This is a genomic window from Escherichia sp. KCJ4928 (assembly GCF_004352695.1).
In the GTDB taxonomy this organism is placed as follows: domain Bacteria; phylum Pseudomonadota; class Gammaproteobacteria; order Enterobacterales; family Enterobacteriaceae; genus ECMA0423.
The window spans coordinates 1-20,110 of sequence record NZ_SJWV01000071.1; the positions used below are offsets into that span (position 1 = coordinate 1).

20 protein-coding genes are annotated in these 20,110 nt (G+C 51.9%); 18 read left to right on the forward strand and 2 right to left on the reverse strand.

Going from position 1 to position 20,110, the window contains the following annotated elements; all coding sequences use genetic code 11:
• The first annotated feature begins 290 nt into the window (after positions 1-290).
• From flhD to flhe, 15 genes are all read left to right on the forward strand, one after another.
• On the forward strand, positions 291-641 hold the full coding sequence (gene flhD, locus E0D98_RS12385) for a flagellar transcriptional regulator FlhD (protein ID WP_001295647.1): 351 nt from the start codon (positions 291-293) through the stop codon (positions 639-641).
• A 2-nt stretch (positions 642-643) separates the two neighbouring features.
• Positions 644-1,222 carry a flagellar transcriptional regulator FlhC gene (gene flhC, locus E0D98_RS12390; protein ID WP_001291603.1) on the forward strand — a complete coding sequence of 193 codons (579 nt, stop codon included), beginning with the start codon at positions 644-646 and terminating at the stop codon, positions 1,220-1,222.
• A 126-nt stretch (positions 1,223-1,348) separates the two neighbouring features.
• Entirely contained in the window at positions 1,349-2,236 is an 888-nt protein-coding gene (gene motA / locus E0D98_RS12395; protein ID WP_000906340.1) for a flagellar motor stator protein MotA, read from the forward strand.
• Complete coding sequence (gene motB, locus E0D98_RS12400; RefSeq protein ID WP_000795630.1) at positions 2,233-3,159, forward strand: flagellar motor protein MotB; 927 nt, start codon at positions 2,233-2,235, stop codon at positions 3,157-3,159. Before motA ends, motB begins: the two co-directional genes overlap by 4 nt.
• A 4-nt stretch (positions 3,160-3,163) precedes the next feature.
• Positions 3,164-5,128: a chemotaxis protein CheA gene (gene cheA, locus E0D98_RS12405; RefSeq protein WP_001300654.1), complete on the forward strand. Its 1,965-nt coding sequence runs from the start codon at positions 3,164-3,166 to the stop codon at positions 5,126-5,128.
• A gap of 20 nt (positions 5,129-5,148) precedes the next feature.
• On the forward strand, positions 5,149-5,652 hold the full coding sequence (gene cheW, locus E0D98_RS12410) for a chemotaxis protein CheW (protein ID WP_000147302.1): 504 nt from the start codon (positions 5,149-5,151) through the stop codon (positions 5,650-5,652).
• A 144-nt stretch (positions 5,653-5,796) separates the two neighbouring features.
• Positions 5,797-7,458: a methyl-accepting chemotaxis protein II gene (gene tar, locus E0D98_RS12415; protein ID WP_001297437.1), complete on the forward strand. Its 1,662-nt coding sequence runs from the start codon at positions 5,797-5,799 to the stop codon at positions 7,456-7,458.
• A gap of 45 nt (positions 7,459-7,503) precedes the next feature.
• Entirely contained in the window at positions 7,504-9,105 is a 1,602-nt protein-coding gene (tap, locus tag E0D98_RS12420) for a methyl-accepting chemotaxis protein IV (protein WP_000483220.1), read from the forward strand.
• A gap of 18 nt (positions 9,106-9,123) precedes the next feature.
• A complete protein-coding gene (gene cheR, locus E0D98_RS12425) occupies positions 9,124-9,984 on the forward strand; it encodes a protein-glutamate O-methyltransferase CheR (RefSeq protein WP_000204335.1) in 861 nt (286 codons plus the stop codon).
• A gap of 2 nt (positions 9,985-9,986) precedes the next feature.
• Positions 9,987-11,036 carry a protein-glutamate methylesterase/protein glutamine deamidase gene (cheB, locus tag E0D98_RS12430; RefSeq protein WP_000036378.1) on the forward strand — a complete coding sequence of 350 codons (1,050 nt, stop codon included), beginning with the start codon at positions 9,987-9,989 and terminating at the stop codon, positions 11,034-11,036.
• 14 nt (positions 11,037-11,050) lie between these two features.
• Complete coding sequence (gene cheY, locus E0D98_RS12435; protein WP_000763867.1) at positions 11,051-11,440, forward strand: chemotaxis response regulator CheY; 390 nt, start codon at positions 11,051-11,053, stop codon at positions 11,438-11,440.
• A 10-nt stretch (positions 11,441-11,450) separates the two neighbouring features.
• Positions 11,451-12,095 (forward strand): protein phosphatase CheZ, encoded by a 645-nt coding sequence (cheZ, locus tag E0D98_RS12440; RefSeq protein WP_000983609.1) that lies wholly within the window; start codon positions 11,451-11,453, stop codon positions 12,093-12,095.
• A gap of 201 nt (positions 12,096-12,296) precedes the next feature.
• The gene (flhB, locus tag E0D98_RS12445; protein WP_050877031.1) at positions 12,297-13,445 is read left to right on the forward strand and encodes a flagellar biosynthesis protein FlhB; all 1,149 of its coding nucleotides are present in this window, start codon (positions 12,297-12,299) and stop codon (positions 13,443-13,445) included.
• Positions 13,438-15,516: a flagellar biosynthesis protein FlhA gene (gene flhA / locus E0D98_RS12450; RefSeq protein WP_000066983.1), complete on the forward strand. Its 2,079-nt coding sequence runs from the start codon at positions 13,438-13,440 to the stop codon at positions 15,514-15,516. The genes flhB and flhA overlap by 8 nt, the downstream gene beginning before the upstream one ends.
• Complete coding sequence (flhe, locus tag E0D98_RS12455; protein ID WP_001259583.1) at positions 15,516-15,908, forward strand: flagellar protein FlhE; 393 nt, start codon at positions 15,516-15,518, stop codon at positions 15,906-15,908. The genes flhA and flhe overlap by 1 nt, the downstream gene beginning before the upstream one ends.
• A 119-nt stretch (positions 15,909-16,027) precedes the next feature.
• Here flhe and E0D98_RS12460 read toward each other — a convergent pair whose 3' ends face one another.
• Positions 16,028-16,516, reverse strand: coding sequence for a lysozyme inhibitor LprI family protein (locus E0D98_RS12460; protein ID WP_001315683.1), 489 nt, complete (start codon positions 16,514-16,516; stop codon positions 16,028-16,030).
• 90 nt (positions 16,517-16,606) lie between these two features.
• Here E0D98_RS12460 and yecV point away from each other — a divergent pair, with 90 nt between their 5' ends.
• Positions 16,607-16,651, forward strand: a complete 45-nt coding sequence (gene yecV, locus E0D98_RS27905) for a protein YecV (RefSeq protein ID WP_211180499.1) — start codon at positions 16,607-16,609, stop codon at positions 16,649-16,651.
• A 41-nt stretch (positions 16,652-16,692) separates the two neighbouring features.
• Here the strand turns inward: yecV and argS are convergent, their stop codons facing one another.
• Positions 16,693-18,426: an arginine--tRNA ligase gene (gene argS, locus E0D98_RS12465; protein WP_050877030.1), complete on the reverse strand. Its 1,734-nt coding sequence runs from the start codon at positions 18,424-18,426 to the stop codon at positions 16,693-16,695.
• Between the two features lie 215 nt (positions 18,427-18,641).
• Here argS and E0D98_RS12470 point away from each other — a divergent pair, with 215 nt between their 5' ends.
• Positions 18,642-19,208: a VOC family protein gene (locus E0D98_RS12470; protein WP_001326063.1), complete on the forward strand. Its 567-nt coding sequence runs from the start codon at positions 18,642-18,644 to the stop codon at positions 19,206-19,208.
• Positions 19,209-19,221: 13 nt separating this feature from the next.
• Complete coding sequence (gene cutC, locus E0D98_RS12475; RefSeq protein ID WP_001185742.1) at positions 19,222-19,968, forward strand: copper homeostasis protein CutC; 747 nt, start codon at positions 19,222-19,224, stop codon at positions 19,966-19,968.
• The last annotated feature ends 142 nt before the right edge of the window (positions 19,969-20,110 follow it).

Consider the following 20,110-nt stretch of genomic DNA (forward strand, 5'->3'; position numbering starts at 1 on the left):
ATTGAGTGTTTTGTGTGATCTGCATCACACATTATTGAAAATCGCAGCCCCCCTCCGTTGTATGTGCGTGTAGTGACGAGTACAGTTGCGTCGATTTAGGAAAAATCTTAGATAAGTGTAAAGACCCATTTCTATTTGTAAGGACATATTAAACCAAAAAGGTGGTTCTGCTTATTGCAGCTTATCGCAACTATTCTAATGCTAATTATTTTTTACCGGGGCTTCCCGGCGACATCACGGGGTGCGGTGAAACCGCATAAAAATAAAGTTGGTTATTCTGGGTGGGAATAATGCATACCTCCGAGTTGCTGAAACACATTTATGACATCAACTTGTCATATTTACTACTTGCACAGCGTTTGATTGTTCAGGACAAAGCGTCCGCTATGTTTCGTCTCGGCATAAATGAAGAAATGGCGACAACGTTAGCGGCACTGACTCTTCCGCAAATGGTTAAGCTGGCAGAAACCAATCAACTGGTTTGTCACTTCCGTTTTGACAGCCACCAGACGATTACTCAGTTGACGCAAGATTCCCGCGTTGACGATCTCCAGCAAATTCATACCGGCATCATGCTCTCAACACGCTTGCTGAATGATGTTAATCAGCCTGAAGAAGCGCTGCGCAAGAAAAGAGCCTGATCATGAGTGAAAAAAGCATTGTTCAGGAAGCGCGGGATATTCAGCTGGCAATGGAATTGATCACCCTGGGCGCTCGTTTGCAGATGCTGGAAAGCGAAACACAGTTAAGTCGCGGACGCCTGATAAAACTTTATAAAGAACTGCGCGGAAGCCCACCGCCGAAAGGCATGCTGCCATTCTCAACCGACTGGTTTATGACCTGGGAACAAAACGTTCATGCTTCGATGTTCTGTAATGCATGGCAGTTTTTACTGAAAACAGGTTTGTGTAATGGCGTCGATGCGGTGATCAAAGCCTACCGTTTATACCTTGAACAGTGCCCACAAGCAGAAGAAGGACCACTGCTGGCATTAACCCGTGCCTGGACATTGGTGCGGTTTGTTGAAAGTGGATTACTGCAACTTTCCAGCTGCAACTGCTGCGGCGGCAATTTTATTACCCACGCTCACCAGCCTGTTGGCAGCTTTGCCTGCAGCTTATGTCAACCGCCATCCCGGGCAGTAAAAAGACGTAAACTTTCCCAGAATCCTGCCGATATTATCCCACAACTGCTGGATGAACAGAGAGTACAGGCTGTTTAACTGATACGGTGTGGCGCAACATTCCAGCAGCGGTAACGACGTACCGCTGCTTTTTTTTGCCCCAATCGCGCGTTAACGCCTGATGACTGAACATCCTGTCATGGTCAACAGTGGAAGGATGATGTCGTGCTTATCTTATTAGGTTACCTGGTTGTTCTCGGTACAGTTTTCGGCGGTTATTTGATGACCGGTGGAAGCCTTGGAGCACTCTATCAACCCGCTGAACTGGTGATTATTGCCGGTGCAGGGATTGGGTCGTTTATCGTCGGCAATAATGGCAAAGCGATTAAAGGCACGCTGAAAGCGCTGCCGTTGCTGTTTCGTCGCTCCAAATACACCAAAGCAATGTATATGGATCTGCTGGCTCTGCTTTATCGGTTGATGGCGAAATCGCGGCAGATGGGGATGTTTTCGCTGGAACGTGATATTGAAAATCCCCGTGAGAGCGAGATCTTCGCCAGCTACCCACGCATCCTCGCGGATAGCGTCATGCTTGATTTTATCGTCGATTATCTGCGCCTGATTATCAGCGGTCACATGAACACCTTCGAAATCGAAGCCCTGATGGATGAAGAGATTGAGACGCACGAAAGCGAGGCAGAAGTCCCGGCGAACAGTCTGGCGCTGGTCGGGGACTCACTTCCGGCGTTTGGTATTGTTGCGGCTGTAATGGGGGTCGTTCACGCGTTAGGTTCAGCCGATCGTCCTGCCGCCGAGCTGGGTGCGCTTATCGCACATGCGATGGTGGGGACTTTCCTCGGCATTTTATTGGCTTACGGATTTATTTCCCCATTAGCGACTGTTTTACGTCAGAAAAGCGCCGAAACCAGCAAAATGATGCAGTGCGTCAAAGTCACTCTGCTTTCTAATCTGAACGGTTACGCACCGCCTATCGCCGTTGAGTTTGGTCGCAAAACGCTCTATTCCAGCGAACGTCCGTCGTTTATTGAACTGGAAGAGCATGTGCGTGCGGTGAAAAATCCGCAACAACAGACGACAACCGAGGAAGCATGAAGAATCAAGCGCATCCGATTATTGTCGTCAAACGACGCAAAGCCAAAAGCCACGGGGCAGCACATGGATCGTGGAAGATTGCTTATGCCGACTTTATGACTGCGATGATGGCCTTTTTTCTGGTGATGTGGCTGATCTCCATCTCCAGCCCAAAAGAGCTGATTCAGATTGCGGAGTATTTCCGGACTCCACTGGCGACTGCGGTTACGGGCGGCGATCGCATTTCTAATAGTGAAAGCCCAATTCCCGGCGGTGGTGATGATTACACCCAAAGCCAGGGGGAAGTGAATAAGCAGCCGAACATCGAAGAGTTGAAAAAACGCATGGAGCAAAGTCGATTGCGGAAATTGCGGGGTGATCTCGACCAGTTGATAGAGTCCGATCCGAAACTGCGGGCGTTGCGTCCACATCTCAAAATCGATCTGGTCCAGGAAGGTCTACGTATTCAGATCATCGATAGCCAGAATCGCCCGATGTTTAGAACCGGCAGTGCCGATGTCGAACCCTATATGCGCGACATTCTGCGCGCCATCGCGCCTGTACTGAACGGTATTCCCAACCGTATTAGCCTTTCAGGTCATACCGATGATTTTCCCTACGCCAGCGGTGAGAAAGGTTACAGCAACTGGGAGCTTTCTGCCGATCGGGCCAATGCATCCCGCCGCGAACTGATGGTCGGCGGGTTGGATAGCGGCAAAGTGTTACGTGTTGTCGGCATGGCGGCAACGATGCGCTTAAGCGATCGCGGACCTGATGATGCCGTCAACCGTCGCATCAGCCTGCTGGTACTGAACAAACAAGCCGAACAGGCCATTTTGCATGAAAACGCCGAAAGCCAGAATGAGCCAGTAAGCGCCCTGGAAAAACCTGAGGTTGCACCACAGGTCAGTGTTCCCACAATGCCATCAGCCGAACCGAGGTGACAGCGTGAGCATGGATATAAGCGATTTTTATCAGACATTTTTTGATGAAGCGGACGAACTGTTGGCTGACATGGAGCAGCATCTGCTGGTTTTGCAGCCGGAAGCGCCAGATGCCGAACAATTGAATGCCATCTTTCGGGCTGCCCACTCGATCAAAGGAGGGGCAGGAACTTTTGGCTTCAGCGTTTTGCAGGAAACCACGCATCTGATGGAAAACCTGCTCGATGAAGCCAGACGAGGTGAGATGCAACTCAACACCGACATTATCAATCTGTTTTTGGAAACGAAGGACATCATGCAAGAACAGCTCGACGCTTATAAACAGTCGCAAGAGCCGGATGCCGCCAGCTTCGATTATATCTGCCAGGCCTTGCGTCAACTGGCATTAGAAGCGAAAGGCGAAACGCCATCCGCAGTGACCCGATTAAGTGTGGTTGCCAAAAGTGAACCGCAAGATGAGCAGAGTCGCAGTCAGTCGCCGCGACGAATTATCCTTTCGCGCCTGAAGGCCGGGGAAGTCGACCTGCTGGAAGAAGAACTGGGACATCTGACAACGTTAACTGACGTGGTGAAAGGGGCGGATTCGCTCTCGGCAATATTACCGGGCGACATTGCCGAAGATGACATCACAGCGGTACTCTGTTTTGTGATTGAAGCCGATCAGATTACTTTTGAAACAGTAGAAGTCTCGCCAAAAATATCCACCCCACCAGTGCTTAAACTGGCAGCCGAACAAGCGCCAACCGGCCGCGTGGAGCGGGAAAAAACGACGCGCAGCAATGAATCCACCAGCATCCGTGTAGCGGTAGAAAAGGTTGATCAATTAATTAACCTCGTCGGCGAGCTGGTTATCACCCAGTCCATGCTTGCCCAGCGTTCCAGCGAACTGGACCCGGTTAATCATGGTGATTTGATAACCAGCATGGGGCAGTTACAACGTAACGCCCGTGATTTGCAGGAATCAGTGATGTCGATTCGCATGATGCCGATGGAATATGTTTTTAGTCGCTATCCCCGGCTGGTGCGTGATCTGGCGGGAAAACTCGGCAAGCAGGTAGAACTGACGCTGGTGGGCAGTTCTACTGAACTCGACAAAAGCCTGATAGAACGCATTATCGACCCGCTGACCCACCTGGTACGCAATAGCCTCGATCACGGTATTGAACTGCCAGAAAAACGGCTCGCCGCAGGTAAAAACAGCGTCGGAAATTTAATTCTGTCTGCCGAACATCAGGGCGGCAACATTTGCATTGAAGTGACCGACGATGGGGCGGGGCTAAACCGTGAGCGAATTCTGGCAAAAGCGGCCTCGCAAGGTTTGACTGTCAGCGAAAACATGAGCGACGACGAAGTTGCAATGCTGATATTTGCACCTGGCTTCTCCACGGCGGAGCAGGTCACCGACGTCTCCGGGCGCGGCGTCGGCATGGACGTCGTTAAACGTAATATCCAGGAGATGGGCGGTCATGTCGAAATCCAGTCGAAGCAGGGTACTGGCACTACGATCCGCATTTTACTGCCGCTGACGTTGGCCATCCTCGACGGCATGTCCGTACGCGTTGCGGATGAAGTTTTCATTCTGCCGCTGAATGCTGTCATGGAATCACTGCAACCCCGTGAAGCCGATCTGCATCCACTGGCCGGCGGCGAGCGGGTGCTGGAAGTGCGGGGTGAATATCTGCCCATCGTCGAACTGTGGAAAGTGTTCAACGTCGCGGGCGCGAAAACCGAAGCCACCCAGGGAATTGTTGTGATCTTACAAAGTGGCGGTCGCCGCTACGCCTTGCTGGTGGATCAATTAATTGGTCAACACCAGGTTGTGGTTAAAAACCTTGAAAGTAACTATCGCAAAGTCCCCGGCATTTCTGCTGCGACCATTCTTGGCGACGGCAGCGTGGCACTGATTGTTGATGTCTCCGCCTTGCAGGCGATAAACCGCGAACAACGTATGGCGAACACCGCCGCCTGAATGAGTAAAAAGGTAACAATATGACCGGTATGACGAATGTAACAAAGCTGGCCAGCGAGCCGTCAGGCCAGGAATTTCTGGTATTTACCCTTGGTGATGAAGAGTACGGTATTGATATCCTGAAAGTGCAGGAGATCCGTGGCTACGATCAGGTAACACGGATTGCGAACACGCCAGCGTTTATCAAAGGCGTCACGAATCTGCGCGGCGTTATTGTGCCGATTGTTGACTTACGAATTAAGTTCAGCCAGGTGGATGTGGACTATAACGACAACACGGTAGTTATCGTCCTGAATCTCGGACAGCGGGTGGTCGGCATCGTGGTTGACGGCGTTTCAGACGTGCTTTCATTGACGGCGGAGCAAATTCGTCCGGCACCAGAGTTTGCCGTGACGCTTTCAACAGAATATCTCACTGGACTGGGCGCACTGGGCGACCGTATGTTGATTCTGGTGAACATCGAAAAACTGCTGAACAGCGAAGAGATGGCGCTGTTAGATAGCGCGGCGTCAGAAGTGGCGTAATTCTCCCGATTTCCTCAATTGAAATGAACCCGATGATCTGCGCATCGGGTTTTTTATTTCAATTTCGCGGCGGGTGGCATCAGCAATAAAGTTTCCCCCCTTCTTGCCGATAACGAGATCAACTTGTTTTCAGGAAGGTGCCTTATGATTAACCGTATCCGCGTAGTCACGCTGTTGGTAATGGTGCTGGGGGTATTCGCACTGTTACAGCTTATTTCCGGCAGTCTGTTTTTTTCTTCCCTTCACCATAGCCAGAAGAGCTTTGTGGTTTCCAATCAATTGCGGGAACAGCAGGGCGAGCTGACGTCAACCTGGGATTTAATGCTGCAAACGCGCATTAACCTGAGTCGTTCAGCGGTGCGGATGATGATGGATTCCTCTAATCAACAAAGTAACGCCAAAGTTGAATTGCTCGATAGCGCCAGGAAAACATTGGCGCAGGCAGCGACGCATTATAAAAAATTCAAAAGCATGGCACCGTTACCTGAAATGGTCGCTACCAGTCGTAATATTGATGAAAAATATAAAAACTATTACACAGCGTTAACTGAACTGATTGATTATCTAGATTATGGCAATACTGGAGCTTATTTCGCTCAGCCAACCCAGGGAATGCAAAATGCAATGGGCGAAGCGTTTGCTCAGTACGCCCTCAGCAGTGAAAAACTGTATCGCGATATCGTCACTGACAACGCAGATGATTACCGATTTGCCCAGTGGCAACTGGCGGTTATCGCGCTGGTGGTGGTATTGATTCTGCTGGTGGCGTGGTACGGCATTCGCCGTATGTTGCTTACTCCGCTGGCAAAAATTATTGCTCACATTCGCGAAATCGCCGGTGGTAACCTGGCGAATACCCTGACCATTGACGGGCGCAGTGAAATGGGCGACCTGGCGCAGAGCGTTTCACATATGCAACGCTCTTTGACTGACACCGTCACTCATGTCCGCGAAGGTTCAGATGCCATCTATGCCGGTACCCGTGAAATTGCGGCGGGCAACACCGATCTTTCCTCCCGTACTGAACAGCAGGCATCCGCGCTGGAAGAAACTGCCGCCAGCATGGAGCAGCTCACCGCGACAGTGAAGCAAAACGCCGATAACGCCCGCCAGGCCTCGCAACTGGCGCAAAGTGCCTCCGACACCGCCCAGCACGGCGGCAAAGTGGTGGATGGCGTAGTGAAAACGATGCATGAGATCGCCGATAGTTCGAAGAAAATTGCCGACATTATCAGCGTTATCGACGGTATTGCCTTCCAGACTAATATCCTCGCGCTGAATGCCGCGGTTGAAGCCGCGCGTGCGGGTGAACAGGGCCGTGGTTTTGCCGTGGTGGCGGGTGAAGTGCGTAATCTTGCCAGTCGCAGCGCCCAGGCGGCAAAAGAGATCAAAGCCCTCATTGAAGACTCCGTCTCACGCGTTGATACCGGTTCGGTGCTGGTCGAAAGCGCCGGGGAAACAATGAACAATATCGTCAATGCTGTCACTCGCGTGACTGACATTATGGGCGAGATTGCATCGGCATCGGATGAACAGAGTCGTGGCATCGATCAAGTCGCATTGGCGGTTTCGGAAATGGATCGCGTCACGCAACAGAACGCATCGCTGGTGCAGGAATCAGCTGCCGCCGCCGCTGCGCTGGAAGAACAGGCGAGTCGTTTAACGCAAGCGGTTTCCGCGTTCCGTCTGGCAGCCAGCCCACTCACCAATAAACCGCAAACACCATCCCGTCCTGCCAGTGAGCAACCACCGGCTCAGCCACGACTGCGAATTGCTGAACAAGATCCAAACTGGGAAACATTTTGACGAGTATTTACTAACGCGGTCATTGCCGCCTGATGGGGAGCGTTGATGTTTAATCGTATTCGAATTTCGACCACGCTGTTTTTAATTTTGATTCTCTGCGGGATCTTGCAGATTGGCAGTAACGGCATGTCTTTTTGGGCATTTCGCGACGATTTGCAACGACTGAATCAGGTCGAGCAGAGCAATCAGCAACGTGCGGCATTAGCGCAAACTCGGGCGGTAATGTTACAGGCCAGTACCGCGCTGAACAAAGCGGGCACTCTGACGGCACTTAGCTATCCGGCGGATGACATTAAAACGTTGATGACGACGGCGCGCGCCAGTCTGACGCAATCCACCACGCTGTTTAAAAGTTTTATGGCGATGACTGCGGGCAACGAGCACGTCAGGGCATTGCAAAAAGAGACGGAGAAAAGTTTTGCCCGCTGGCACAACGATCTCGAACATCAGGCGACCTGGCTTGAAAGTAATCAACTTTCGGATTTCCTCACTGCGCCGGTGCAGGGATCACAGAATGCGTTTGACGTTAACTTTGAGGCCTGGCAGCTGGAGATCAACCATGTGCTGGAAGCCGCCAGTGCGCAAAGCCAGCGTAACTATCAGATTTCGGCACTGGTGTTTATCAGCATGATTATTGTTGCGGCAATCTACATCAGCAGTGCGCTGTGGTGGACGCGCAAGATGATTGTTCAACCACTGGCCATTATCGGTAGCCATTTTGACAGCATTGCTGCGGGTAATCTGGCGCGTCCGATTGCGGTATATGGTCGTAATGAGATCACCGCCATTTTTGCCAGTCTGAAGACCATGCAGCAGGCTTTGCGTGGGACGGTAAGTGATGTGCGTAAGGGAAGCCAGGAGATGCACATTGGTATCGCGGAGATTGTCGCAGGCAATAACGATCTCTCAAGTCGTACCGAACAGCAGGCGGCATCGCTGGCACAAACGGCCGCCAGTATGGAGCAATTAACCGCCACGGTAGGGCAAAACGCCGATAACGCACGACAGGCGTCGGAACTGGCAAAAAATGCCGCGACAACGGCGCAGGCGGGCGGTGTTCAGGTCAGTACCATGACTCACACCATGCAGGAGATCGCCACCAGCTCGCAAAAAATTGGCGACATTATCAGCGTTATCGACGGAATTGCTTTCCAGACCAATATTCTGGCCCTGAATGCGGCAGTGGAAGCGGCTCGCGCCGGAGAGCAGGGGCGTGGTTTTGCGGTAGTGGCAGGTGAAGTGCGCAATCTTGCCAGCCGTAGCGCGCAGGCAGCAAAAGAGATCAAAGGGCTGATCGAAGAGTCAGTCAATCGTGTCCAGCAGGGTTCGAAACTGGTGAATAACGCCGCCGCGACCATGATCGATATTGTCAGTTCGGTGACCCGCGTGAACGACATTATGGGAGAAATTGCCTCTGCGTCGGAAGAACAACAGCGGGGGATTGAGCAGGTTGCACAGGCTGTCAGCCAGATGGATCAGGTGACTCAGCAGAACGCCTCGCTGGTAGAAGAAGCGGCGGTGGCAACGGAACAACTGGCGAATCAGGCCGACCATCTTTCGTCGCGTGTGGCGGTATTTACCCTTGAAGAACATGAAGTAGCACGACATGAGTCGGCGCAGTTACAAATTGCGCCAGTGGTATCCTGAAGTGATTGAGAAGGCGCTATGACTTCATCTCTGCCCTGTGGGCAAACGTCTTTATTGTTACAGATGACCGAGCGCCTGGCGCTTTCCGACGCGCATTTTCGGCGGATAAGTCAATTGATCTATCAACGAGCCGGGATCGTTCTGGCTGACCATAAACGCGACATGGTTTACAACCGACTGGTTCGTCGTTTGCGTTCGCTGGGACTGACGGATTTCGGTCATTATCTGAACTTGCTGGAATCTAATCAGCACAGCGGTGAGTGGCAGGCGTTTATCAATTCGCTGACCACGAATCTGACGGCATTTTTCCGTGAGGCACACCATTTCCCTCTGCTCGCGGATCACGCACGTCGCCGTTCTGGCGAGTATCGCGTATGGAGCGCGGCGGCTTCGACCGGCGAAGAGCCGTACAGCATTGCGATGACGCTGGCTGACACATTGGGCACCGCGCCCGGACGCTGGAAAGTGTTTGCCAGTGATATCGACACCGAAGTGCTGGAAAAAGCCAGAAGCGGTATTTATCGCCATGAAGAGTTGAAAAACCTGACGCCGCAGCAACTGCAACGGTATTTCATGCGAGGGACGGGACCGCATGAAGGGCTGGTACGCGTGCGTCAGGAGCTGGCGAACTATGTTGATTTTGCCCCGCTGAATCTACTGGCGAAACAGTACACCGTGCCGGGGCCGTTTGATGCGATCTTCTGTCGTAACGTCATGATCTACTTCGATCAAAATACCCAGCAGGAGATTTTGCGCCGCTTTGTTCCGCTCCTTAAACCCGACGGATTGCTGTTTGCGGGTCACTCTGAAAACTTTAGCCACCTTGAGCGCCGCTTCACGCTGCGTGGTCAGACGGTGTATGCGCTAAGTAAGGATTAAAGATGAGCAAAATCAGGGTGTTATCTGTCGATGATTCGGCACTGATGCGCCAGATCATGACAGAAATCATCAACAGCCATAGCGACATGGAAATGGTGGCGACCGCGCCTGATCCGCTGGTCGCGCGTGACTTGATTAAGAAATTCAATCCCGATGTGCTGACGCTGGATGTTGAAATGCCGCGGATGGACGGACTGGATTTCCTCGAAAAATTAATGCGTTTGCGTCCAATGCCCGTAGTGATGGTTTCTTCCCTGACTGGCAAAGGGTCAGAAGTCACGCTGCGCGCGCTGGAGCTGGGGGCGATAGATTTTGTCACCAAACCGCAACTGGGTATTCGCGAAGGAATGCTGGCGTATAGCGAAATGATTGCTGAAAAGGTGCGTACAGCAGCAAAGGCGAGCCTTGCAGCACATAAGCCATTGTCAGCACCGACAACGCTGAAGGCGGGTCCGTTGTTGAGTTCTGAAAAACTGATTGCGATTGGTGCTTCAACGGGTGGAACTGAGGCAATTCGTCACGTACTGCAACCGTTGCCGCTTTCCAGCCCGGCATTGTTAATTACCCAACATATGCCGCCCGGTTTCACCCGCTCTTTTGCCGACAGACTTAATAAGCTTTGCCAGATCGGGGTTAAAGAAGCCGAAGACGGAGAACGTGTCTTGCCGGGGCATGCCTATATTGCGCCGGGCGATCGGCATATGGAGCTGTCGCGTAGTGGCGCAAATTACCAAATCAAAATTCACGATGGCCCGGCGGTTAACCGTCATCGGCCTTCGGTAGATGTGTTGTTCCATTCTGTCGCCAAACAGGCGGGGCGTAATGCGGTTGGGGTGATCCTGACCGGTATGGGCAACGACGGCGCGGCGGGAATGTTGGCGATGCGTCAGGCGGGGGCATGGACCCTTGCGCAAAACGAAGCAAGTTGCGTGGTGTTCGGCATGCCGCGCGAGGCCATCAATATGGGTGGTGTCTGCGAAGTGGTCGATCTTAGCCAGGTAAGCCAGCAAATGTTGGCAAAAATTAGTGCCGGACAGGCGATACGTATTTAAATCAGGAGTGTGAAATGGCGGATAAAGAACTTAAATTTTTGGTTGTGGATGACTTTTCCACCATGCGACGCATAGTGCGTAACCTGCTGAAAGAGCTGGGATTCAATAATGTTGAGGAAGCGGAAGATGGCGTCGACGCTCTCAATAAGTTGCAGGCAGGCGGTTATGGATTTGTTATCTCCGACTGGAACATGCCCAATATGGATGGCCTGGAATTGCTGAAAACAATTCGTGCGGATGGCGCGATGTCGGCATTGCCAGTGTTAATGGTGACTGCAGAAGCGAAGAAAGAGAACATCATTGCTGCGGCGCAAGCGGGGGCCAGTGGCTATGTGGTGAAGCCATTTACCGCCGCGACGCTGGAGGAAAAACTCAACAAAATCTTTGAGAAACTGGGCATGTGAGGATGCGACTATGATGCAACCATCAATCAAACCTGCTGACGAGCATTCAGCTGGCGATATCATTGCGCGCATCGGCAGCCTGACGCGTATGCTGCGCGACAGTTTGCGGGAACTGGGGCTGGATCAGGCCATTGCCGAAGCGGCGGAAGCCATCCCCGATGCGCGCGATCGTTTGTACTATGTTGTGCAGATGACCGCCCAGGCTGCGGAGCGGGCGCTGAACAGTGTTGAGGCGTCACAACCGCATCAGGATCAAATGGAGAAATCAGCAAAAGCGTTAACCCAACGTTGGGATGACTGGTTTGCCGATCCGATTGACCTTGCCGACGCCCGTGAACTGGTAACAGATACACGACAATTTCTGGCAGATGTACCCGCGCATACCAGCTTTACTAACGCGCAACTGCTGGAAATCATGATGGCGCAGGATTTTCAGGATCTCACCGGGCAGGTCATTAAGCGGATGATGGATGTCATTCAGGAGATCGAACGCCAGTTGCTGATGGTGCTGTTGGAAAACATCCCGGAACAGGAGTCGCGTCCAAAACGTGAAAACCAGAGTTTGCTTAATGGACCTCAGGTCGATACCAGCAAAGCCGGTGTGGTAGCCAGTCAGGATCAGGTGGACGATTTGTTGGATAGTCTTGGATTTTGATTTGTATTGCCTGATGTGGCGTGACCACGTCATATCAGGCGGTCTGATAAGGCGATGACGCCGCATCCGACAAACGCACACTATGCTTGATGTGTGGCAGCAAAAGCCCTAAATCCCGCCTGTTTTGCCCCTTACTCAAACCATTGAACGCTTTGCGCTCTGGCATCATTCACGCTTAATACTCTTTCCAGGATTGGCGACGTGTCTGACGAGAGCGACGACAAAACAGAAGCCCCCACACCTCACCGACTAGAAAAAGCGCGGGAAGAGGGGCAAATCCCGCGTTCCCGTGAACTGACCTCACTGCTGATTTTGCTGGTGGGCGTTAGTGTTATCTGGTTTGGCGGTGTGTCGCTGGCCCGTCGATTGTCGGGCATGCTCTCCGCTGGGCTGCATTTTGATCACAGTATTATCAATGACCCGAATCTGATCCTCGGGCAGATTATTCTGCTGATCAGAGAAGCCATGCTGGCGCTGCTGCCGCTGATTAGCGGCGTGGTGCTGGTGGCGCTCATTTCTCCGGTCATGCTGGGAGGGCTGGTATTTAGCGGCAAATCCTTGCAGCCGAAGTTTTCCAAACTCAACCCGCTACCGGGCATTAAACGGATGTTCTCGGCTCAGACTGGCGCGGAGTTGCTTAAAGCAATTTTGAAAACCATCCTGGTTGGCAGCGTGACGGGGTTTTTTCTCTGGCATCACTGGCCGCAGATGATGCGCTTGATGGCCGAGTCTCCGATTACCGCCATGGGTAATGCGATGGATTTGGTAGGGCTATGCGCACTGCTGGTGGTGCTTGGTGTCATTCCAATGGTGGGATTTGACGTCTTTTTCCAAATATTCAGCCACCTGAAAAAGCTGCGTATGTCACGGCAGGATATTCGTGATGAGTTCAAACAAAGCGAAGGTGACCCTCATGTTAAAGGGCGGATCCGTCAGATGCAGCGAGCTGCTGCACGGCGTCGGATGATGGCCGATGTGCCGAAAGCGGATGTCATTGTCAATAACCCGACCCACTATTCGGTAGCGTTGCAGTATGACGAAAACAAAATGAGCGCACCGAAAGTGGTCGCTAAAGGTGCAGGGCTGGTCGCGCTGCGCATTCGTGAAATTGGCGCTGAAAATAACGTCCCGACGCTTGAAGCGCCGCCGCTGGCGCGAGCGCTGTATCGACATGCGGAGATTGGTCAACAAATCCCGGGTCAACTGTACGCCGCGGTGGCGGAAGTGCTGGCCTGGGTCTGGCAACTGAAACGCTGGCGTCTGACTGGTGGACAGCGCCCTGTACAACCTACTCATCTTCCGGTGCCGGAAGCCCTGGATTTTATTAACGAGAAACCGACCCATGAGTAATCTGGCCGCGATGCTGCGCCTGCCCGCAAACCTGAAATCGACACAATGGCAGATCCTTGCCGGACCGATTTTGATCCTGTTGATCTTGTCGATGATGGTGCTGCCACTGCCCGCATTCATACTCGACCTGTTGTTTACCTTCAATATTGCCTTGTCGATCATGGTGTTGCTGGTGGCGATGTTTACCCAGCGCACGCTTGAGTTTGCTGCGTTTCCGACCATTCTGTTGTTTACTACGTTGTTGCGTCTGGCACTTAACGTGGCTTCAACCCGTATCATTTTGATGGAAGGGCATACCGGCGCGGCGGCGGCTGGGAAGGTGGTCGAAGCATTCGGTCACTTCCTCGTTGGTGGCAATTTCGCTATCGGTATCGTGGTGTTTGTCATTCTCGTGATCATCAACTTTATGGTCATTACCAAAGGTGCCGGGCGTATCGCAGAAGTGGGTGCGCGCTTTGTTCTCGATGGTATGCCGGGTAAGCAGATGGCGATTGACGCCGACCTTAACGCTGGATTGATTGGTGAAGATGAGGCGAAAAAACGCCGCTCCGAAGTGACTCAGGAAGCCGATTTTTACGGCTCAATGGACGGGGCAAGTAAGTTTGTTCGCGGCGATGCCATCGCCGGGATCCTCATCATGGTCATTAACGTTGTCGGCGGGTTGCTGGTCGGCGTGCTGCAACATGGCATGAGCATGGGACACGCGGCGGAAAGTTATACGCTATTGACCATTGGCGACGGTCTGGTGGCACAAATTCCAGCGCTGGTGATTTCTACCGCCGCGGGGGTCATCGTTACGCGTGTCAGCACCGATCAGGATGTTGGCGAGCAGATGGTGAATCAGCTTTTCAGTAACCCAAGCGTTATGTTGTTAAGCGCCGCCGTGCTCGGTTTACTCGGCCTGGTGCCTGGAATGCCGAACCTGGTATTTTTGCTGTTCACTGCCGGATTGCTGGGGCTGGCCTGGTGGATACGCGGACGCGAACAAAAAGCGCCTGCCGAACCCAAACCGGTAAAAATGGCAGAGAATAATACCGTTGTCGAAGCGACGTGGAACGATGTACAACTGGAAGATTCTCTGGGAATGGAAGTGGGTTATCGACTGATCCCGATGGTCGATTTCCAGCAGGATGGTGAGTTGTTGGGCCGTATACGCAGTATCCGCAAGAAATTTGCCCAGGAGATGGGATTTCTGCCGCCAGTGGTGCACATTCGCGACAATATGGATCTGCAACCTGCCCGCTATCGCATTTTGATGAAAGGCGTGGAGATTGGCAGTGGTGATGCTTATCCGGGGCGCTGGCTGGCGATTAACCCTGGAACCGCTGCCGGGACGTTACCTGGTGAGGCGACCGTCGATCCGGCATTTGGCCTGAATGCTATCTGGATTGAAAGTGCGCTAAAAGAACAGGCGCAGATTCAGGGGTACACAGTGGTTGAGGCCAGCACGGTGGTAGCAACGCATCTTAACCACCTCATTAGCCAGCATGCCGCAGAGCTGTTTGGTCGTCAGGAGGCGCAACAGCTGTTGGATCGCGTCGCCCAGGAGATGCCAAAGCTGACGGAAGATCTCGTTCCTGGCGTCGTCACGCTCACCACACTGCATAAAGTGCTGCAAAATCTCCTCGATGAAAAAGTACCGATTCGCGATATGCGCACCATTCTCGAAACGCTGGCGGAACATGCGCCCATCCAAAGCGATCCACATGAATTAACCGCCGTCGTGCGCGTGGCGTTGGGACGGGCGATTACCCAGCAGTGGTTTCCTGGCAAAGATGAAGTCCATGTTATTGGCCTCGATACACCGCTGGAACGTTTGTTACTACAGGCGCTGCAGGGCGGGGGAGGACTGGAGCCAGGGCTGGCGGATCGTTTACTGGCGCAAACTCAGGAAGCGCTATCCCGTCAGGAGATGCTGGGTGCGCCGCCAGTATTGTTGGTGAACCACGCGCTGCGACCATTATTGTCTCGCTTCCTGCGCCGCAGCTTGCCGCAGTTAGTGGTCCTGTCGAATCTGGAACTGTCTGATAACCGACATATCCGCATGACGGCGACAATTGGCGGCAAATAATGAGAACCTTATTAGCAATATTATTGTTTCCGCTGCTGGTGCAAGCCGCCGGGGAGGGGATGTGGCAGGCAAGTAGTGTAGGAATTACGCTAAATCATCGCGGTGAGTCGATGTCGTCTGCGCCTCTTTCTACGCGACAACCTGCTTCAGGATTGATGACGCTGGTAGCGTGGCGTTATCAGCTTATCGGCCCGACACCTTCAGGACTGCGGGTTCGCTTGTGTTCGCAATCTCGTTGTGTCGAATTAGAGGGGCAGAGCGGAACCACCGTGGCCTTTTCCGGTATAGCGGCAGCAGAACCGTTGCGATTTATCTGGGAAGTGCCAGGCGGTGGGCGGTTAATTCCACCGCTAAAGGTACAACGTAATGAAGTGATTGTGAATTATCGCTGAAGGACAAAAAAATTACGCGCTCGCGAGTATGTTTAATAACTCAGTGAAAAAGGCTCGATGTCTTGTTGCAATTATTTATCAGGAATAGCTTGCAACAAAACATGCCAAAAAGATGTGAATTATCCTCTTGTCAAAGGGCTTGGATAAAAATCTTCAGAGTTATGGTATAGCTGCAACTGGCGAGTTCGCGTATTGGTCTGTATGATCATACATGAGAGCCATTCTGATTCAGAATAAGGGTCACTTAAATCCTGAACGTCCTCATTTGAAAGGATTAATTCACATTCTTTGTCCCTAAAATCCAGCCAGGCTCGCTGTGATTTTTTAAGCAAGTTAAGTTGTTCGGTATCAGGTTTTTTTACACCTGTGCGTGGCACTTGTTCTATATAACGATAAGCTTCACCATAGGCTTTATTTAATTGCGCATCGACGAGATTGTATTCTTGTCGCAGGCATGATTTGATCACGTTAATGTCAGTATCATCATCTGAATTTTTTTGCCAACAATCTTTGATGGCTGAAATGTCATGGTCGTTTACTATAACCGTATCTTCTGCGTAAGCCTGGCAAGAGATAATGCCTAATGTTAATACAAGAAATTTAAACACTGCGGTATTCCTTAAATTCAACCGTTATCGTTTCCCTGGGGCCGGATATTACGCTTCTGGCCTCTTATCCAACAGTCAGAAAACAATGGCATGTCCATTTTCAGAATACATTTAGATGGCAATAAAAAAGCCTGATCAGGTAACCCTGATCAGGCTTTACTCTCACGAAAAATCGATTACATACGCTCTACTGTCTCAATACCCAGCGTATCCAGACCCAGCTTTAGCGTCTTCGCTGTCAGTTGTGCCAGTTTCAGACGGCTGTTACGCACTTCTTCGTTTTCTGCGCTGAGGATCGGGCAGTGCTCGTAGAAGCCAGAGAACAGACCAGCCAGATCGTACAGGTAAGCACACATCACATGCGGCGTGCCTTCACGGGCAACCACGGTGAGGGTTTCTTCAAACTGCAGCAGGCGAGCTGCCAGTTGCGCTTCACGATCTTCACGGATGATTACCGGAGCTGCAGCCAGTTGCTCTTCGTTAATTTCTGCCTTACGGAACACGGACAATACACGCGTGTAAGCATACTGCATGTATGGCGCGGTATTACCCTCAAACGCCAGCATGTTGTCCCAGTCGAAGATGTAGTCTGTGGTGCGGTTTTTGGAGAGATCCGCATATTTCACCGCACCAATACCAACCGCGTTAGCCAGTTTTTCCAGCTCGTCAGCTGGCATATCCGGGTTCTTTTCTGCCACCAGACGGCGTGCACGTTCCAGGGCTTCATCCAGCAGATCGGCCAGTTTCACTGTACCACCCGCGCGGGTTTTGAACGGTTTGCCGTCTTTACCCAGCATCATGCCGAACATGTGGTGTTCCAGCGGTACGGATTCCGGTACATAGCCTGCTTTACGGACGATCGCCCATGCCTGCATCAGGTGTTGATGCTGACGGGAGTCGATGTAATATAGCACGCGATCGGCATGCAGTGTTTCATAACGATATTTCGCACAGGCGATATCAGTGGTGGTGTAGAGATAGCCGCCATCTTTCTTCTGAATGATCACGCCCATCGGTTCGCCTTCCTTGTTTTTAAACTCATCAAGGAATACGACGGTCGCCCCTTCGCTTTCTACTGCCAGACCTTTGGCTTTGAGATCCGCCACAATTCCTGGCAGCATCGGGTTGTAGAGGCTTTCGCCCATCACGTCATCACGGGTCAGCGTCACGTTGAGACGATCGTAGGTGATCTGGTTCTGCGTCATGGTGATGTCGACCAGTTTGCGCCACATCTCGCGGAAATATTCGTCACCGCTTTGCAGTTTTACCACGTAGTTACGTGCACGCTCGGCAAACTCTTCATCTTCGTCGTAATGCTTTTTCGCATCGCGGTAGAAACCTTCAAGGTCAGCCAGCTCCATTTCACCGGCGTTTTCCTGCTGCTGCTTTTCCAGCCATGCAATCAGCATACCGAACTGAGTGCCCCAGTCGCCGACGTGGTTTGCGCGAATCACTTTGTGACCGAGGAACTCCAGAGTACGCACTGCTGCGTCACCAATAATGGTAGAGCGCAGGTGACCGACGTGCATCTCTTTCGCCACGTTTGGCGCAGAGTAGTCAACCACAATGGTCTGTTTTTCTGGCGTAGCAACACCGAGACGATCGGACGCCAGCGCCTGCTGAACATGTTCAGCCAGGAATACCGGATCAAGGAAAATGTTGATAAAGCCTGGACCGGCGATCTCAACTTTGCTGGCGATACCGTTAAGATCCAGATGAGTCAGCACCTGCTCTGCTAATTGTCGCGGTGCCATACCCAGTTTTTTAGCAACTGCCATCATGCCGTTAGCCTGATAGTCGCCGAACTGAACTTTTGCTGACTGACGAACCTGCGGTTCGCAATCCGCAGGCGCGCCTGCCGCAATCATGGCCTGACGGACTTTTTCTGAGAGAAGAGCCTGAATATTCACCGGAATACCTTACATTGATGAAGCGAGCAAAAATTGCCCGCACCAGTTAAAGAAATTAGGGCGGGAGTATACTGCAAATGGCTGTTTTCGTCAGCAACGTGCGCGTGGCGTATTGCCGTTTTCACTATTGCATCAGAAGCGGCGTGAAATCAGCGGTTGGTTGACACAGGGCAACAGGGTAAATTAACGCTTTTACTGAAAGACGAAGAGTGATTATGGCGAACTGGCAATCTATCGATGAGCTGCAGGATATTGCATCGGATTTACCGCGATTTACCCACGCATTAGATGAACTTTCCCGCCGTCTGGGGTTGAATATCACTCCGCTGACTGCCGATCACATTTCTTTGCGTTGCCATCAAAACGTCACCGCTGAGCGCTGGCGTCGCGGGTTTGAACAGTGTGGCGAGCTTTTGTCAGAAAATATGATCAATGGCAGACCGATTTGTCTGTTTAAATTGCATGAACCGGTACAGGTTGCGCACTGGCAGTTTTCTATTGTGGAGCTACCGTGGCCCGGGGAAAAACGTTACCCACACGAAGGTTGGGAACATATTGAAATCGTTCTGCCGGGTGATCCAGAAACGCTGAATGCCCGTGCGCTGGCTTTGCTTTCTGATGAAGGACTCAGCCTACCGGGGATCTCAGTTAAAACCAGTTCACCAAAAGGTGAGCATGAGCGATTACCGAATCCGACGCTGGCGGTCACCGATGGCAAAACAACTATTAAGTTTCATCCGTGGTCCATTGAAGAGATCGTTGCCAGCGAGCAGTCAGCGTAATTAAGGAGCAAAAATGGCATTACTGGAAATTTGCTGTTACAGCATGGAATGTGCACTAACGGCGCAGCAAAACGGCGCAGACAGAGTTGAATTATGCGCAGCCCCAAAAGAGGGGGGCTTAACGCCGTCGTTGGGGGTACTGAAATCCGTGCGCCAGCGGGTGACGATCCCTGTGCATCCGATAATTCGCCCACGCGGTGGTGATTTTTGCTACAGCGACGGTGAGTTTGCCGCCATTCTTGAGGATGTGCGCACGGTCCGCGAATTAGGTTTTCCTGGACTGGTGACGGGCGTTCTCGATGTTGACGGGAATGTCGATATGCCACGAATGGAAAAAATAATGGCTGCTGCCGGTCCGCTGGCAGTGACTTTTCATCGCGCCTTCGATATGTGCGCTAACCCTTTATATACACTCAATAATCTTGCGGAATTGGGCATTGCCCGGGTACTGACATCAGGGCAAAAATCAGACTCACTGCAAGGTTTATCAAAAATTATGGAACTTATTGCCCATCGTGATGCTCCAATCATTATGGCCGGAGCAGGAGTCCGTGCAGAAAACCTGCACCACTTCCTCGATGCCGGAGTGCTGGAAGTCCATAGCTCCGCGGGAGCGTGGCAAGCCTCACCGATGCGTTATCGTAATCAAGGATTGTCCATGTCATCAGATGAACACGCGGACGAGTATTCGCGTTATATCGTAGACGGGGCGGCGGTTGCTGAAATGAAAGGAATCATTGAACGCCATCAGGCCAAATGATTTTTACCGTTGCATCATGTCGCCCAATATGATGCTTGCTCGTACCAGGCCCCTGCAATTTCAACAGGGGCCTTTTTTTATCCCTGAGCAGTATAAAAAACGAACGATAACCGTGATCTGTTGAGCGGGTGACAGTGAACAT

What these genes read in the sequence shown, in the direction of transcription:
- motB (WP_000795630.1), top strand. Translation starts at nt 2,233, where the DNA reads ATGAAGAATCAAGCGCATCCGATTATTGTCGTCAAACGACGCAAAGCC.
- cheZ (WP_000983609.1), top strand. Translation starts at nt 11,451, where the DNA reads ATGATGCAACCATCAATCAAACCTGCTGACGAGCATTCAGCTGGCGAT.
- E0D98_RS12470 (WP_001326063.1), top strand. Translation starts at nt 18,642, where the DNA reads ATGGCGAACTGGCAATCTATCGATGAGCTGCAGGATATTGCATCGGAT.
- flhC (WP_001291603.1), top strand. Translation starts at nt 644, where the DNA reads ATGAGTGAAAAAAGCATTGTTCAGGAAGCGCGGGATATTCAGCTGGCA.
- cheB (WP_000036378.1), top strand. Translation starts at nt 9,987, where the DNA reads ATGAGCAAAATCAGGGTGTTATCTGTCGATGATTCGGCACTGATGCGC.
- flhe (WP_001259583.1), top strand. Translation starts at nt 15,516, where the DNA reads ATGAGAACCTTATTAGCAATATTATTGTTTCCGCTGCTGGTGCAAGCC.
- cheY (WP_000763867.1), top strand. Translation starts at nt 11,051, where the DNA reads ATGGCGGATAAAGAACTTAAATTTTTGGTTGTGGATGACTTTTCCACC.
- cutC (WP_001185742.1), top strand. Translation starts at nt 19,222, where the DNA reads ATGGCATTACTGGAAATTTGCTGTTACAGCATGGAATGTGCACTAACG.
- cheR (WP_000204335.1), top strand. Translation starts at nt 9,124, where the DNA reads ATGACTTCATCTCTGCCCTGTGGGCAAACGTCTTTATTGTTACAGATG.
- tap (WP_000483220.1), top strand. Translation starts at nt 7,504, where the DNA reads ATGTTTAATCGTATTCGAATTTCGACCACGCTGTTTTTAATTTTGATT.
- cheW (WP_000147302.1), top strand. Translation starts at nt 5,149, where the DNA reads ATGACCGGTATGACGAATGTAACAAAGCTGGCCAGCGAGCCGTCAGGC.
- tar (WP_001297437.1), top strand. Translation starts at nt 5,797, where the DNA reads ATGATTAACCGTATCCGCGTAGTCACGCTGTTGGTAATGGTGCTGGGG.
- flhD (WP_001295647.1), top strand. Translation starts at nt 291, where the DNA reads ATGCATACCTCCGAGTTGCTGAAACACATTTATGACATCAACTTGTCA.
- flhA (WP_000066983.1), top strand. Translation starts at nt 13,438, where the DNA reads ATGAGTAATCTGGCCGCGATGCTGCGCCTGCCCGCAAACCTGAAATCG.